This window comes from Streptomyces sp. NPDC014623, from assembly GCF_043088245.1.
Taxonomy (GTDB): domain Bacteria; phylum Actinomycetota; class Actinomycetes; order Streptomycetales; family Streptomycetaceae; genus Streptomyces.
Window position 1 is genome coordinate 107,917 of the sequence record NZ_JBIBZU010000017.1, and the last position, 12,666, is coordinate 120,582.

General features: G+C 70.9%; 13 protein-coding genes and 1 pseudogene. 2 read left to right on the top strand and 12 right to left on the bottom strand.

What is annotated here, in order from left to right; genetic code table 11:
• Nucleotides 1-68 precede the first annotated feature (68 nt).
• The 9 genes and pseudogenes from ACF1FZ_RS25605 to ACF1FZ_RS25645 all read right to left on the bottom strand — a co-directional run bounded on the left by ACF1FZ_RS25605 (nucleotide 69) and on the right by ACF1FZ_RS25645 (nucleotide 8,767).
• Complete coding sequence (locus ACF1FZ_RS25605) at nucleotides 69-1,118, bottom strand: NAD-dependent epimerase/dehydratase family protein (protein ID WP_391775742.1); 1,050 nt, start codon at nucleotides 1,116-1,118, stop codon at nucleotides 69-71.
• Nucleotides 1,119-1,183: 65 nt separating this feature from the next.
• A complete protein-coding gene (locus ACF1FZ_RS25610; protein ID WP_391775743.1) occupies nucleotides 1,184-1,894 on the bottom strand; it encodes a lysophospholipid acyltransferase family protein in 711 nt (236 codons plus the stop codon).
• 743 nt (nucleotides 1,895-2,637) lie between these two features.
• A pseudogene (locus ACF1FZ_RS25615) lies at nucleotides 2,638-3,417 on the bottom strand (ATP-binding cassette domain-containing protein); the annotation flags it as partial.
• Nucleotides 3,418-3,840: 423 nt separating this feature from the next.
• Complete coding sequence (locus tag ACF1FZ_RS25620) at nucleotides 3,841-4,095, bottom strand: HU family DNA-binding protein (protein WP_391775744.1); 255 nt, start codon at nucleotides 4,093-4,095, stop codon at nucleotides 3,841-3,843.
• A gap of 173 nt (nucleotides 4,096-4,268) precedes the next feature.
• On the bottom strand, nucleotides 4,269-4,427 hold the full coding sequence (locus ACF1FZ_RS25625; RefSeq protein WP_391775745.1) for a hypothetical protein: 159 nt from the start codon (nucleotides 4,425-4,427) through the stop codon (nucleotides 4,269-4,271).
• Between the two features lie 67 nt (nucleotides 4,428-4,494).
• On the bottom strand, nucleotides 4,495-5,445 hold the full coding sequence (locus ACF1FZ_RS25630) for a cytochrome c oxidase assembly protein (RefSeq protein WP_391775746.1): 951 nt from the start codon (nucleotides 5,443-5,445) through the stop codon (nucleotides 4,495-4,497).
• A gap of 111 nt (nucleotides 5,446-5,556) precedes the next feature.
• The gene (locus tag ACF1FZ_RS25635; protein ID WP_391775747.1) at nucleotides 5,557-6,582 is read right to left on the bottom strand and encodes a 6-phosphofructokinase; all 1,026 of its coding nucleotides are present in this window, start codon (nucleotides 6,580-6,582) and stop codon (nucleotides 5,557-5,559) included.
• 183 nt (nucleotides 6,583-6,765) lie between these two features.
• The gene (locus ACF1FZ_RS25640; protein ID WP_391775748.1) at nucleotides 6,766-7,494 is read right to left on the bottom strand and encodes a type 1 glutamine amidotransferase; all 729 of its coding nucleotides are present in this window, start codon (nucleotides 7,492-7,494) and stop codon (nucleotides 6,766-6,768) included.
• A gap of 34 nt (nucleotides 7,495-7,528) precedes the next feature.
• Nucleotides 7,529-8,767 carry a MurT ligase domain-containing protein gene (locus tag ACF1FZ_RS25645; protein WP_391775749.1) on the bottom strand — a complete coding sequence of 413 codons (1,239 nt, stop codon included), beginning with the start codon at nucleotides 8,765-8,767 and terminating at the stop codon, nucleotides 7,529-7,531.
• Between the two features lie 113 nt (nucleotides 8,768-8,880).
• Here ACF1FZ_RS25645 and def point away from each other — a divergent pair, with 113 nt between their 5' ends.
• A complete protein-coding gene (def, locus tag ACF1FZ_RS25650; protein WP_391775750.1) occupies nucleotides 8,881-9,435 on the top strand; it encodes a peptide deformylase in 555 nt (184 codons plus the stop codon).
• Between the two features lie 37 nt (nucleotides 9,436-9,472).
• Here def and ACF1FZ_RS25655 read toward each other — a convergent pair whose 3' ends face one another.
• Nucleotides 9,473-10,123: a TetR family transcriptional regulator gene (locus ACF1FZ_RS25655; RefSeq protein ID WP_391775751.1), complete on the bottom strand. Its 651-nt coding sequence runs from the start codon at nucleotides 10,121-10,123 to the stop codon at nucleotides 9,473-9,475.
• A gap of 174 nt (nucleotides 10,124-10,297) precedes the next feature.
• Between ACF1FZ_RS25655 and ACF1FZ_RS25660 the strand changes: the two genes are divergently transcribed.
• A complete protein-coding gene (locus tag ACF1FZ_RS25660) occupies nucleotides 10,298-11,524 on the top strand; it encodes an acyl-CoA dehydrogenase family protein (protein WP_391775752.1) in 1,227 nt (408 codons plus the stop codon).
• Nucleotides 11,525-11,578: 54 nt separating this feature from the next.
• Here the strand turns inward: ACF1FZ_RS25660 and ACF1FZ_RS25665 are convergent, their stop codons facing one another.
• Both ACF1FZ_RS25665 and ACF1FZ_RS25670 read right to left on the bottom strand, forming a co-directional pair.
• Nucleotides 11,579-12,067: a glutathione peroxidase gene (locus tag ACF1FZ_RS25665; protein ID WP_391775753.1), complete on the bottom strand. Its 489-nt coding sequence runs from the start codon at nucleotides 12,065-12,067 to the stop codon at nucleotides 11,579-11,581.
• Between the two features lie 31 nt (nucleotides 12,068-12,098).
• Nucleotides 12,099-12,650 carry a GNAT family N-acetyltransferase gene (locus tag ACF1FZ_RS25670; protein WP_391775754.1) on the bottom strand — a complete coding sequence of 184 codons (552 nt, stop codon included), beginning with the start codon at nucleotides 12,648-12,650 and terminating at the stop codon, nucleotides 12,099-12,101.
• Nucleotides 12,651-12,666 lie beyond the last annotated feature (16 nt).

Sequence of the window (12,666 nt, forward strand, 5' to 3'; positions counted from 1 at the left end):
GAGTCCGGCGGCCGCCCGCTCACCCCTGGCCGGTGGCTGCCCGTACGCCCCCGGCCGGCGCGGCCCGCTCACGCCTTCCGGTCGTGCCGCTCCAGCCAGGCGTCCTCCGCCGCGTAGTCGAAGAGCGCCTCGCCGTAGTTGCGCACCATCTTCGGGAAAGCCTGCCGCCAGTCGCGGCCGTCGAGCTGCGCGGCGAGCCAGGCGACGGTCTGCGGGAGCGACTGCGCATACCCCGTCACCGGGCGGTACCCCAGCTCCCGTTCGGCGGCCGACATGTCGTAGACGACGGGGTGCGCCCCGCTCCACGGTGTCTCCCCGATACCGCCCTCGGGCGGTGGACCCGCCACCAGCACCGTCTCGGTCTCCAGGCCCAGCACTTCGTCGACGGCCGCACCGATCTCGGCGACGGTCGGCGCCTGCGGATCCCCCGCGTTGAGCACCCGGGAGGCCGGCCGCAGAGCGGCGAGCCGCGCCAGTTCGGCGACGTTGGACACATGGACCGGATGGAAGCGGCTGGCCCCCTCGTAGGCCAGGACCCGCCGTCGGCGTCCGTCCAGCAGACGCTTCACGAAGTACAGCTCACGCGGTGTGCGGCAGTGCTCCCCGTGTATCGCTCCCGCCCGCAGCAGCGTCACCGGCAAGGCATCACCGGCCGCGAGCAGTTCGCGCTCCAGTGCGACCTTGCGTGTCCCGTACGTCGCGTCCCCGGGGGCGACCGTTCGCTGCGTCCGCGGAATCGGTACCGGATACTCCGGGAAGCCGTCCGGCTCGTCCTGCGTGTCGAAGCTCCGGCCCCGCTCGTCCTCGTACACCGCGCCGCTGGAGATGACGACCGCGGACCCGACCCGGCCCGCCAGCCCTGTCAGCTGCGCGGCGTGCTCCGGGCCGAAGGCGACCATGTCGACCAGGACGTCGCAGTCGTCCCCGATCGCGGCCGCCAGGGCACCCTCCTCGTCGCGGTCGAGTGCGACGGCACGGATGCCGTCGCCCCAGGCGCCGTCACGGCCGCCACCGCGGGAGGCCGCTGTCACCTCCCAGCCGTCCCCGGCCAGAGCGCGCACCGCGGCCCGGCCGATCTGCCCCGTGGCGCCCAGCACACATGCCCGTCCTCTGCTCATGCGAGCCACGCTACGGTCGTCCCAGCTGCCGGAACAGGAATATCGGCCGAGAGCAGATTTCCGGCTCAGTGCGGCCGCCGTGGGAACTTCTTGGGCTCCTCGGCCTGCGACGCCTTCGCCTTGACCGCGTACTCGTCGACGTACTCCTGGCCGGAGAGGCCGAGAATGGCGTACATGATCTCGTCCGTGACCGCCCGGATCGCCGCCTTCTGGTCCTCCAGGCCGGCATAGCGGGAGAAGTCCAGGGGCTCCCCGAACCGGATCGTGACCCGTTTGACCTTCGGCACCTTCTGTCCGGGCGGCTGGATCTCGAACGTGCCGACCATCGCGCAGGGGATGACCGGGACTCCCGCCTTGACGGCCATCACCGCGACCCCGACCTTGCCCTTGTACAGCCGCCCGTCGTGCGAGCGGGTGCCCTCCGGGTAGATGCCCAGGAGTTCGTTCCTGCTCAGCACTCCCAGCCCTTCACGGATCGCCGCCTGCCCCGCTTCCTTGCCGGACCGGTCCACGGGGATCTGTCCGATGCTGTGGAAGAAAGCCGCAGTCAGCTTGCCCTTGATGCCGGGGCCGGTGAAGTACTCGGCCTTCGCGAGGAACGTGATGCGGCGTTTGAGGATCGCGGGCATCAGGAAGTGGTCGGAGAAGGAGAGGTGGTTGCCCGCGATGATGGCCGCACCCTCCTCGGGAATGTGCTCGAGCCCTTCGATACGGGGCCGGAACGCCAGCCGGAGCAGAGGGCCCAGTACGACGTACTTCAGGACGTAATAGAACACAGCTTCTCTCCTAGCCTTCCTGACCGGGCTGGTGGCCGCGTTCTGTCAGGTCACACATGGTGGTGTCGCTCACGGCCGACTCGGAGGCGTGGTCGGCCGCAGTCCGGCCTTCTCGGACTGGTACCCACTCCTCGCCTCCTCACCTGACGTTTCAACAGTCGATGGTCCGTACGAACGTCTGCTTCTCTCCGATGATCGATCGTAGCTCTGGTCCGGGCGTGTCGGCAGTGGTGCGGAAGGGTTCCGTGGCGTGGTGCTCCGGCCTGTCCCCCGCTCCGGACGCGGGCCTCCGCCGGGCGAGACGCCGGTGATGGTGCGGAAGGGCATCGGTGGGGCTTCCTGACGCTCGAGTGCCGCTCAGGCCCGGGGCCCGAGGCCCCCTCCTCCCTCGCCTGCTGGACGACGCGCAGACAGTTCTCCCTCTTTCCCGTCCGAGGGTTCGTTCTCGTGCCGGTGTCCCGTGATCACCGGGCGCCGGGCGTTGCGTCCGTAGGCGGGCCCGTGCCCGCCGCCGAAGCCCATCAGCGACCCGGTCGGTCCGCCGGCCGCCGTCCGTGAGCTGTACTCCGGGCCCGGTGCCATGCCGCTGCGCGAGAGGGAGGCCGGTGCCGGACCGGCGACGGCATGGATTGCACGCGTGCCGTCACCGGGCATGCGGGCGCCCGCTCCCGGGACGCGTGCGGTCGACAGGCGGACACCGGGCACGGGAATCCGTCAGGAACGTCCGCACACCGGCCCTCGGATCAGCCGGCCACCGGGTACAGCAGGCAGTCCTCAGGTCGGATGAGCAGGTCGATCTCGCCGCCGGTGCGGTGGACGGGGCTCTCGGAGGGGACGCGCGGGGCGCCGCCGCCGGGTTCGTACTCGGATCGGGTCCGGTCTACGCGCACTGCTCGGTCCTCGCCCGCAGCACATCGGCAGCACCGTCGTGCGGAGCGCAGGCCCACGGCGGCGGACACTCCCGCGGAGCCGGCGCCGGCCACCCGCGAGCACCGGCCCGTCCCGCCGAGTTCCACCTGCACGGGTCCCGCCCCCGCCGAGCCGACGCGGCCCTCCAGGAGGTCGCACCGGCCGGTGAAGCCCGCGACCTCGGGAGGGGCGGGGAGCTCGTAGATCTCGGCGGGGTGCGGGCCTGCCGGAGGCGGCCGTGCATGAAGACGGTGCTGCGGTCGGACGGGGCATCGTCTCGACCTGGTCGTGGGTGACGTGGACGCTGGTGACACCGGCTTCGCGCTGGAGGTCCTCGGCGCCAGGACGCGGGCCCGGTCCCGCATCCTGGCGTCGAGGCCGGACCACGGCTCACCCAGGAGCAGGGCGCCGGGGGAGTGGACGACGCCCCGGGCCAGGGCGACGCGTCGCCGCCCGCCGGAGAACTGGTGCGGGTGGCGGTCCCGCAGGTGCGTCATGCCGACCCCGGTGAGGGCGTCGTCGATGAGGCGCCGCCGCTCCTCCTCGGTCGCCTTGCGGAGCTCGAGCCGCAGGGCGAGGCTGTCGGCGGTGGTCATGCGCGGCCGGAGCGCGTACGACTGGAAGACCTGTACTGATCACGCGCGTTGTCGACGCGGGGTCTTGACCGAAGGTGAAGGCCTCCGGTGTGGTGGAGCTGTCCAGGAACGCACCGCACGGGGGTCTTCGCCTCCCACCGCAATGCCCGGCTGACGGTCTTCGGGAGGCGTCCGGCGGTTCGGCCGGCTGTGGCGGCGCCTCGCACTCCCCAGGGCCGCCCTCCACCTCGCCGTCGGGCCACCACCGGGGCGCGGGCCCGCACGGACCGCCGGGCACGCGCTGTTCGCGCCCGTCGCCGTCCAGGCCCTCGCGCTGGCGGTCCAGCCCGCCGACACGGAACGGACCGGCCGGGAAGCGCGCCACGACGAACTCGGCACGGTGGACCACGGAGCATGTCCGCGAGGCGTCGGCGTCAGGGCCGCCACCGGGCCGTCGTCCGGCTATCCGGCCCGGCCGTGGATGAACTCGTCGAGGGCCTTACCCGGCCGCAGGGCGGCTTCGCCGCCCACCTGGTGGAAGCTGCCGAATCCCACCAGGGTGACGGTCCTGCCCGCTTTGAGAGCTTCCGCGATCACCCCGGCCTCCCCGACCGTGCCGAAAACGGCATCGAGGACCCGGCCGATCTGGTCGGCAGACAGCTCACCGCCGTGCGCCGCCTTATGCCCGATCGCCTCGATCAACCCGGACCTGTCCATGCCTGGTACCCCTTTCCCGCCGGCGAAGACGCGCGGCAGGAACGACCGCCCGCCCCCGCGGCCGGTCGTTCGCCACACGGTGCCACCAGGGTGGCACTGCCGGAGCCCCCTCGCACGACGCCGTACGCCGACCGGGTGCGGCTTCGCACGGGGCGCCGCCGACCGCTCACACCTCAGGTGTCGCGGGTGGCGACCATTCCCAGAGTGGCGAGCCCGAGGAGCACCCAGCCGAACCAGAGCCAGCCGTTGCTCCCCAGCGCGACCGTGTACGCGGTCACCGCGACCAGCGCACCGACAGTGAGCACTCCCATGGTTTTTGTGGATCCAGGCACGAGCGCACGCTCCTCACCCGGCCGCACGGCCGTTGGAGCCATGGTCACCCCTCGGACGCGCCCACCGCTACTGTCCGCGTGCCTGCAATGAGGCGAGATAGGCGTTGTACGCCTTCAGCTCCCGGTCGTCGTCCCGGTCCGCGGCACGGTCGGAGCGCTTGGCCGTCCGCTGCTCGGAGCGGTACCACTGGAAGACCAGCGCGATCAGTACCAGCACGGACGGGATCTCGCTGAACGCCCAGGCGATGCCGCCGGCGGCGGACTGGTCGCTCAGGGCGTCGATACCGAGCGAGGCCGGGGGGTTCCCGTACGCCTTGACCATCGGCTGGCTCGCCATCATCAGCGCGATCCCGAAGAACGCGTGGAACGGCATGCCCGCGAAGAGTTCCAGCATCCGCATCACATAGCCGGGCCTGTGCGGGCCGGGGTCGACGCCCATGATCGGCCAGAAGAACACCAGGCCGACGGCCAGGAAGTGCACCATCATCGCGATGTGGCCCGTCCTCGACCCCATCAGGAAGTCGAAGAGAGGGGTGAAGTAGAGCCCGTACAGGCTCGCGATGAAGAGCGGGATCGTGAAGGCCGGATGCGTGATGATCTTCGTGTAGCGGCTGTGGAGGAGCTTGAGCAGCAGCTCGCGCGGACCCGTACGGCCCCGCCCCGCCACCGGCAGCGCGCGCAGCGCCAGCGTCACCGGTGCGCCCAGCAGCAGCAGGATCGGCGACACCATGCTGATCATCATGTGCTGCACCATGTGCACGCTGAACATGACCATGCCGTAGTCGTTGAGCCCCGTACACATCACCAGAGCGATGGAGAGCACCCCGGCGACGAAGAACACCGTCCGGTTCACGGGCCAGCCGTCGCCCCGGCCGCGCAGCCGCATGACGCCGTAGCCGTACAGGGCGAGTGCGGCGAGGCAGCCGATCAGGAAGAACGGGTCCGCGGAGAATTCGAGTCCACGGCCCAGCGTGAACGGCGGCAGATCCATGTTCATGCCGTGCCCGCTGTGATCCATCTGTTCACTCCCGCTGGGGACGTCCCCGTTTCGTGCCGGTTGTCCGGTCCAGACTAGAACCGCCCCCGGCTGCGGGTGCGGCCGGGGGCGGTTCAGGGAGCGTCGTGACGGTCAGAGGACGACCTGCGTCTCCGCGTAGCGCTCGGCCGGGACCGTCTTCAGGGTCTCCACGGCCGCCGCCAGCGGAACCATCGTGATGTCCGTGCCGTGCAGCGCCGTCATCATGCCGAACTCACCACGATGAGCGGCCTCCACCGCGTGCCAGCCGAAGCGGGTGGCCAGGACACGGTCGTACGCGGTCGGGGTCCCGCCGCGCTGCACATGGCCGAGGATCACCGGGCGGGCCTCCTTGCCGAGGCGCTCCTCCAGCTCACCGGCGAGCTGCGTCGCCACGCCTGCGAAGCGTTCATGGCCGTAGATGTCCTTCGTGCCCTGGTTGAACTCCATGGAGCCCTCCCGGGGCTTGGCGCCCTCGGCCACGACGACGATCGCGAACTTCTTGCCGTCCGAGAAGCGCCGGCCGACCAGTGACGTCAGCTCGTCGATGTCGAAGGGCCGCTCGGGTACGACGATGGCGTGCGCGCCGGCCGCCATGCCCGAGTGCAGTGCGATCCAGCCGGTGTGGCGCCCCATGACCTCGACGATCAGCACCCGCTGGTGCGACTCGGCCGTCGTCTTCAGCCGGTCGAGCGCCTCGGTCGCGACCCCGACCGCGGTGTCGAAACCGAAGGTCACGTCGGTGGAGGCGATGTCGTTGTCGATGGTCTTGGGCACACCGACGATGGGGAGGCCCGCCTCGGAGAGGAGGTTGGCCGCCTTCAGCGTGCCTTCGCCGCCGATCGGGATGATCGCGTCCAGCCCGAGGTCGGAGACATGGCCCCTCGCGCGCTCCACTCCGTCCCGCAGATGCGCGGGCTGTACACGGGAGGAGCCGAGGATCGTGCCGCCCCGGGCGAGGATGCCACCGACCGCGTCGAGGTCGAGCTTGCGGTAGTCACACTCGAGGAGACCCTTCCAGCCGTCGTGGAAGCCGATGACCTCGTCGTCATGGTCCACCACCGCGCGGTGCACGACGGAACGGATGACGGCATTGAGGCCGGGGCAGTCGCCGCCGGAGGTGAGCACACCAATTCGCATTGCCCGGGAAACCTTTGCAACGTGGGCCGACGCCGGACCACGTCGTCCGGTTGGATCCCCGCTACCTTACCGGCGCGAGGTGTCCGGACCGAACCCGTTGTCCGACTGCTGGACTTCCACCGGATGTACACCGGCTGCACAGGTACGGACCGGCCTCTCGACGGGCCGGCCCGCACCTGTGTGTCAGGCGGGCTGGGTCGCCGCGGCGATCCGCTCGGCGCGCAGCGCCTCGTACCACCGGTCGTCGCTCGGCGGCAGCGCGTTCACGTCCAGGGCCAGTTTCAGGAGGAGGTCCGCGATCAGCGGGTTGCGTGCCAGGACCGGTCCGTGCATGTAGGTGCCGAAGACGGTGTCGTTGTACGCGCCCTCCGTACCGTCACCCGTGCCGTTGCCCCGCCCGAGCCGGACCCGGGCGAACGGGCGCGCCGCCGGGCCGAGATGGGTGATGCCCTGGTGGTTCTCGAAGCCGGTCAGCGGCGGCAGGCCCAGGTTCGGATCGATGTCCCCGAGCACGTCGCCGACGCACCGGGCGCCCTCGCCCCGGGTCGAGACGACGTCGAGCAGCCCGAGGCCGGGCTCGCGCTCGCCGAGGTCGTTGATGAACTCGTGGCCGAGGATCTGATAACCCGCGCAGACCGAGAAGATGATCGCACCGTTCGAAGCGGCCCTGCTCAGTCCGCCGTCACGGCGCAGCCGCTCCGCGGCGAGACGCTGCGGGCGGTCCTCACCGCCGCCGATCAGATAGATGTCGCCCGACGTCGGGATGGGCTGGTCGCTGCGCACGTCCACGCGCGACACGTCGAGACCGCGCTGGCGCGCCCGGCGCTCCACCACCAGGGCGTTGCCCTGGTCTCCGTAGGTGCTGAGGAGATCGGGGTAGACCCACACCAGCCGCAGGCTGTTGTTGCTCATGCTTCGTCCTCTCCGGGGGGTGCCCGCGCGGGGGTCAGTTGCCGACATGACGGCGCAGATCCTGGAAGGCGGTGTAGTTGGCGATGACCTCGATGCGACCGGGCGGTGCCATCTGGACGGCCTCGTCCAGGGTCTCGCAGACACGGAAGTCCAGACCGGCCACCTCGAGGCGGACCGCGAGGTCCAGCTTGCGGTCACCGAGCACGAAGATCGGGTGACCGTAGAGCTGGGTGTAGTCGACGTCCCACAGCCAGGAGGTGTCCGTGCCGTCGGCGCCGCGTGCGTTCACCGAGAGGATCACGGGGGTGGGCGGCGGGTCGATCAGGGAAAACGTTTCGAGCCAGCCCGCCGGGTTCTTCGCCAGCAGGAGCCTGAGCTCACGGCCGAGGAAGCTGACGACGTCGTAGCGGCCTGCCACGGCCTGCACCTGGTACATGCGCTCCAGGGCGACCTGCGGCGGTACGCCGAAGACCGCGGCCACGGCGGCCGAACTCGTGGCGTTGGCCTTGTTGGCCCGGCCCGGCAGCTGGAGGTGGATCGGCCACGCGGAACCGTGCGGGTCCAGGACGTAGTCGCCGTTCAGCGCCCAGCTGGGGGCGGGGCGGCGGAAACCGCACTCGCCGCAGAACCAGTCGTCACCGGGGCGCTGCATCACACCGCCGCAGGACGGGCAGGACCAGGCGTCGTCCTTCCACGCCTGTCCCGCCGCGACCCACACCACATTGGGGGAGGAGGAGGCGGCCCAGACGATCAGCGGGTCGTCGGCGTTGGCCACGATCACCGCCTTGGAGCCCGACAGGCCCTCACGCCACTGCTCCGCCATCATCCGGGTCTCCGCGGCGCGGTCCAGCTGGTCGCGGGAGAGGTTGAGCAGCGCGATCACCTTCGGCGTCGTGTCGCGTGCGACACCGGCGAGGTACTTCTCGTCGACCTCGATCACGCCGTACCGCGCGTCCGAGCCCCCTGCCAGCGCGGAGGTGATCCCCGCGGGCATGTTGGCTCCGAGCGCGTTCGACACGACGGGCCCCGCGGCCCTGAGCGCCTCGGCGATCAGCCGGGTGGTGGTCGTCTTGCCGTTCGTCGCGGACACGAGGATCACGTCCAGGTGCTGCGCCAGCCGCCCGAGCAGGTCGGGGTCGAGCTTGAGCGCCACCCGGCCGCCGATCACCGATCCGCTGCCGCGCCCCGCAGCGCGCGACACCGCCGCCGCGGCCTTGCCCGCCGTCACGGCGAGCTTGGCCCGCGGCGACAACGGCTCCGTGTTGCCTGCCATCGTCCTAGATCCTCCTTGCGTAAGTCCGCGCCCAGCCTATCGATGTCCGGCGGGGCGACCGCACCACGGCACCACGGAGAAGGTGGAGGTCGCGTGGAACGTACGCTTCTCCCATGCGAAACCGCCCGATCCCCGGCAGTTCCGGACGCGTTCGTGCCATGAGCCCGTTCGGCGCACCGGTGCTCCACAGCCCTTGCGGCGATGTCACCGACTTCGGCCCGTCGCTCGCCCGGCTGGTGGAGGACATGTTCGCCACCATGTACGCCGCGAGCGGTGTCGGGCTCGCCGCGAACCAGATCGGTGTCCCGCTCAAGGTGTTCGTCTACGACTGTCCGGACGACGACGAGGTCCGGCACCTGGGCCATCTCGTGAATCCCGTACTCGTCGAAGCGGACGGGGCCACCGTACGCGGACCTGAGGGCTGCCTGTCGCTTCCCGGCCTCGAAGCCGGCACCCCGCGTTTCGATCACGCGGTGGTCGAGGGGCTGAACGCGGCGGGGGAGCCGGTGCGGATCACCGGCACCGGCTGGTTCGCCCGCTGCCTGCAGCACGAGTGCGACCACCTCGAAGGCCGTGTCTACACGGACCGGCTGACGGGACTGCGCCGGGCCAGGGCGCTGCGCGCGGCCCGGCGGGCACCGTGGGGGCGTGCGGCTGCCGACGGCTGACCCGGGCCCGTGGACGCCGAGGCCGGGGCGGGCACGCTCAGAACCCCTGGCCTCCGGGAAGGTCACCGGCCTCGGCCAGCCTGCCCCACAGCAGGTCGGCGAGGCTGCGTACCAGCCGTTCGCGCGAGCACGGACGGTCACCGAGCCACCAGTCCCCGGCCGCGTGCATCATTCCGACGATCCCGTGGCCCCAGATGCGGGCCGTCAGCTCGCTGTCCGGGCCGAGATCGACCCGCTCCGCGATCACCTTCCCCAGCTCCTCGCCGAGGCGGCGCAGGAGCGGCGCGGAGTGCCGGCCGACGTCGAAGCCCTGCTCGGACGAGGGAGCCGCGTCCTCGGACGGGTGCATCAGGAAGCGGTAGACCTGCGGTCGCGCCTCGATCGCCGCGAGGTAGGTGTCCAGGGTCGCCTCGACCCGTTCGCGCCGCTCGGAGGGTGCGTCGAGGGCGGCCCGCAGGGCGCTCAGCAGGGCGTCGGTGTGACGCTTGGCGAGCGCACGGTAGAGGCCGCCCTTGTCGCCGAAGTGCCGGTAGAGAATGGGCTTGGTGATCCCGGCCTCCGCCGCGATCGCGTTCATCGACGCCTGCGGGCCGTCCCTGAGCACCACCCGGTCCGCGGCTTCGAGCAGCTCCCGGCGGCGGCGTTCGGCCGCTGTCCGCTGCCGTTCGGCCCCTCGTGTGGTCTCCATGTCGTTTCTCCCGCCCCACCCGGCTGTCCTGGCGATCTCGTCACGCCCGGGCAACGTAACACCCTGTTCTGCCGCCCGGGGATCCGCGGCCGACCGGTTGACAGAAGCTACTTACTGGTAACAGACTGTTGTTACCGCCAGTAACGGGTTATTCGGAAGTGCATGGAGGGAACCATGGCCGAGTTCACGCTCGAGCTCAACGACGACCAGAAGCAGGTCCGTGACTGGCTGCACGGATTCGCGGCCGAGGTGATCCGGCCGGCCGCTTCGGAGTGGGACGAGCGTGAGGAAACGCCCTGGCCGGTCATCCAGGAGGCGGCCAAGGTCGGAATCTACTCCCTCGACTTCTACGCCCAGCAGTTCTTCGACCCCACGGGTCTCGGCATTCCCATGGCCATGGAGGAACTCTTCTGGGGTGACGCGGGTATCGCCCTGTCGATCGTCGGTACGGGCCTGGCCGCGGTCGGCGTCCTCGCCAACGGCACCGAGGAGCAGATCGGCACCTGGATACCCCAGATGTACGGGGACGCGGACGATGTCAAGGTCGCCGCCTTCTGCTCCTCCGAGCCGGACGCCGGTTCCGACGTGGCCTCCATGCGCACCCGTGCGGTGTACGACGAGGCCAAGGACGAATGGGTGCTCAACGGCACCAAGACCTGGGCGACCAACGGCGGCATCGCCAACGTCCACGTCGTGGTCGCCGTCGTCGACCCGGAGCTGGGTTCGAAGGGGCACGCCTCCTTCATCGTCCCGCCGGCCACCCCCGGTCTCTCGCAGGGGCAGAAGTTCAAGAAGCACGGCATCCGCGCCTCGCACACGGCCGAGGTCGTCCTCGAGGACGTCCGCATACCCGGCCACTGCCTGCTCGGCGGCAAGGAGAAGCTCGACGAGCGCCTCGCCCGGGCCCGCGAGCGCGTCAGGTCCGGTGGCGAACGCCTGAAGAACGCGGCGATGGCGACCTTCGAGGCCTCCCGCCCGGCCGTCGGAGCCATGGCGGTCGGCACCGCCCGCGCCGCCTACGAGGTCGCGCTGGACTACGCGAAGACCCGTACCCAGTTCGGCCGCCCGATCATCGACAACCAGGGCATCGCCTTCCAGCTGGCCGACATGCGCACGCAGATCGATGCCGCACGGCTGCTCGTCTGGCGCGCCTCCTGGATGGCGAGCGCCGGCAAGCCGTTCACGGCGGCCGAGGGCTCGATGTCGAAGCTCTACGCGAGTGAGACGGCGAAGTCGGTCACCGCCCAGGCCGTGCAGATCCTCGGCGGCAACGGCTTCACCCGTGAGTACCCGGTCGAGCGCATGCACCGGGACGCGGCGATCTACACCATCTTCGAGGGCACCAGCGAGATCCAGCGTCTGGTGATCGCCCGCACCCTGTCCGGGATGCCGATCCGCTAGTCACACCGCGGGGCCGGACCGATGCCGGCCCGGCCCCGCGTGCTGTCCGCGCCGTTACCGCGGGAGCTGCGCCTCGATGGCCGCCACGACCTCGGGCGCCTCCGGCTCGGTGCGGGGGCGGATGCGGGCGACCGGCTCGCCGGCCGGGGAGATCAGGAACTTCTCGAAGTTCCACTGGACGTCCCCGCCCGCGCCCTCGGCGTCGTCGAGCTTCGTCAGCTCCGCGTACAGCGGGTGTCGGTTCTCGCCGTTGACGTCGAGCTTCTCCAGCAGCGGGAAGCTGACCCCGTACGTCGTCGAGCAGAAGGTCCGGATCTCCTCGGCGGTGCCCGGCTCCTGGCCCGCGAACTGGTTGCAGGGCACCCCGAGTACGGTGAAACCGCGGTCCCCGTACTCCTTCTGCAGCCTCTCCAGGCCGGCGTACTGCGGAGTGAGCCCGCACTTGGAAGCCACGTTCACCAGCAGGACCGCCGAGCCCTCGTAGGCTCCCAGTGTGGTCGGTTCGCCGGTGAGGGTGCGGAGCGGGATGTCGTGCAGCGTCATGGGATGTCTCCTCGGTAGCGTGGCGTCGCTCTCATTGTGACGGTCCCTGGGAAGAAGCCTCCCGCGGGCCGAGGTTCCGGTAGTAGAACGTGGTCGCCCTGAGCGTGCCGTGCGGGTCGGCCGCGTAGTCCGGGACCGACCCGCACGGCGTCCAGCCCGCCGAACGGTAGAGCCTTTCGGCGTCGCTTCCCGTCTCCGTGTCCAGCACCAGCAGTGTCAGCCCCTCGTCGGCAGCGGACTGTTCGACCGCCGCGAGCAGGGCGCGGCCCACCCCCCGGCCGCGGGCCGAGGGCCTGACCACCAGCTTCGAGATCTCCGCGCGGTGACGGGCATTGGGCAGGGGCGCCCTGACTAGTCCGATCGTGCCCACCGCCCGCTCGGCGTCGCGGGCGATCCAGACCTGGTGGCTCCCCGCCTCCACGGCGGCGCCGCGCTGCCGCCACCAGGCGGCGGCCGTCGCCCGGTCCAGCGGGGCGAGGAATCCCACCGAGGCCCCGTCCTCCACGGCTTCGATCAGCAGGGTGGCGAGCTCATCGGCATACGTGACCAGGGTGGGGCCGGACACGGGGACGATCTCGGTCATGAGCGGGTCCTTTCAC